Annotated in this window: 2 protein-coding genes; both read left to right on the top strand. The window is 54.9% G+C overall.

Annotated elements, in window-relative coordinates:
* Positions 1-433: 433 nt before the first annotated feature.
* A complete protein-coding gene (locus AC13C0_RS00645; RefSeq protein WP_482953754.1) occupies positions 434-1,774 on the top strand; it encodes an IS1380 family transposase in 1,341 nt (446 codons plus the stop codon).
* A gap of 287 nt (positions 1,775-2,061) precedes the next feature.
* A partial coding sequence (locus AC13C0_RS00650) for an AbrB/MazE/SpoVT family DNA-binding domain-containing protein (RefSeq protein ID WP_482953755.1) occupies positions 2,062-2,200 on the top strand: 139 nt, incomplete at its 3' end.

Below are 2,200 nucleotides of genomic sequence, written 5' to 3' on the forward strand. Positions count from 1 at the left end.
TACCTCCGCGGATTTTTGGTTTTTCTTTTGTTTCAATGGCTTGCGACAAAGAATACCATTTTCCGCTGGAGGTTTCTCTCTTTGTTTCCTGATTTTCCTGTTTAATATCAGTCCTTTATGTTTATGGATAGAAACTAGCTATCTCCTGTACAGAGTTCTTCGTTAAGTTTTCTTCAGTGCTGGCCACGGGGAAGTGCAGCGGCCTTCCCGGCGTTCCAACGCGGATTGCAGGCGGTTTACACGCTCCGGGACCGGTCATCCGGCGCGCCCTCTGTTCACGATTCCGTCATATTGGCCAACTATAATTTTGATATTTTTTGTTATTATAGCGCTAATGTTAGCAGAAGCCTGGATCCGTGACTTCGCCCGCCTCAAGCAGCTCTGAAAGCCTTTAGTAGCAAGGCTTTCAGAGCTATAATTGCACCTAAAATCCATTCACCCAGTCGGTGCATCGGCCCATGCCTACTTCATTCTCCAGCAATCCGAAACCGAAGTCTATACACCCCACGGCGGACTCGCCCTGGTGGGACATTGCCTTAACCAGCATACCTCGTTGACGAAAACGGCCCGTACGGTCGTCAAACGTCACGGCATCCCGAACATCGATCTCCAGCGGACTTATTTGGGGCTGATCTGCGTGGGCAAAAGCGACTTCGCGGCGGCTGAAACGGTGCGCCCGGATCCCTTCTTCAAGTCGGCCATGGGGATCAAGCGATCACCGTCCTCAGCCCGGTTGCGACAACGCTTTGATGAAGATGCTGCGCAGTTGACGCCCCTGCTGAACGACGCCAGCGCTGAGTTTTTAGAGACCATCAAGGCCCCGGTTACCCCGCTTGCGATGGGGCATGTAGCGCTGGACATGGATGTGTTTCCCATGGACAACAGCCAGACCCACAAGGAGGGTGTCAGTTACACCTACAAAGGCTATGACGGCTATGCACCAATCGCGGCCTACCTGGGCCAGGAAGGCTGGTGCCTGGGCTGCGAACTGCGCCCCGGCAGCCAACATGCCAACAAGGAATTTGTGGACACCCTGAAGCGTATCCTGCCACGGGCCCGTGCACTGACGACCGCGCCCCTTCTTTTGCGTCTGGACAGCGCTCATGACGCCCGTGAGAACCGGAACTTTCTGCGTGGACAGGAACACGTCGATTTTCTGATCAAATGGAACCCCCGCAAACAGGATCCTTTGATGTGGGCGGACAAGGCCCAATCCCAAAAAGCCTGGACATTGAATCGTCACGGCAAGATGGAAGCCGTCCTGTCTGAGGAACTGCCGGACGAGCCTGGGGTTCGCCGAATCGTCAAGGTGATGGTCCGCACCAGTGACCCCCAAGGGCAACTGTATCTGGAGCCGGAAGTCAGCCTGGAAGGCTGGGTCACCTCCCTGCCTGCCAGCGTGGCAGACGAGCAGCAGGTCATGGACCTGTACCGCGATCATGCCACCAGTGAACAATTCCACAGTGAGTTCAAGACCGATCTGGATCTGGAGCGTTTACCCTCGGGCAAGTTCGACACCAATAACCTGGTGATGGCTTTTGCAACACTGGGTTACAACCTGCTGCGCTGGATGGGACTGAGGCTCACCGGCCCGGATGCGCCAGTGCGCCACCCGGCCAAACGCCGCCGCCTGAGAACGGTCATGCAGGAGCTGGTGTATATGGCCTGCCGCCTGATCCACAGTGGCCGCCAGTGGTTGCTGCGTTTTGGTCGACACTGCCCGGGCTTTGGTGTTTATCGGGATCTCTACCGAGACCTTACCGCGTCCGGATAGACTCATCGACCTACTCCGTTACCCGGTATCATCCCGCCATCTCGCGTGGGGCGGGCTGCTCTTGCCTGAATACCGGAGCCTGATCGAACATTAATCAATTCGTCGCCGTTATCAGCGACAAGATCACGAACTTACCCTCAAAGACGGCTCCTCTGGCACGAGTCGCTTCAAAAAGCGGCTTGGTCTGGATAAATCAGGGCCCTGCCGGCTATATTGGGAATGAAGTCACTGATTCAGGTAATTGATACCTTACCTATAGTAAGGATTTTGATAAAAGGAAAGGTAAAATGACTACAGCAACGATTACCAGTAAAGGACAAATTACGATCCCGGCTAACGTCCGCACCGACATGAAGGTTGGCCCTGGAGATCGAGTGGAGTTTGTGAAAGTGGCGGAAGGTCACTGGGAAGTGCTTGCCGCTGTTG

Source organism: Marinobacter sp. B-21 (assembly GCF_056857895.1).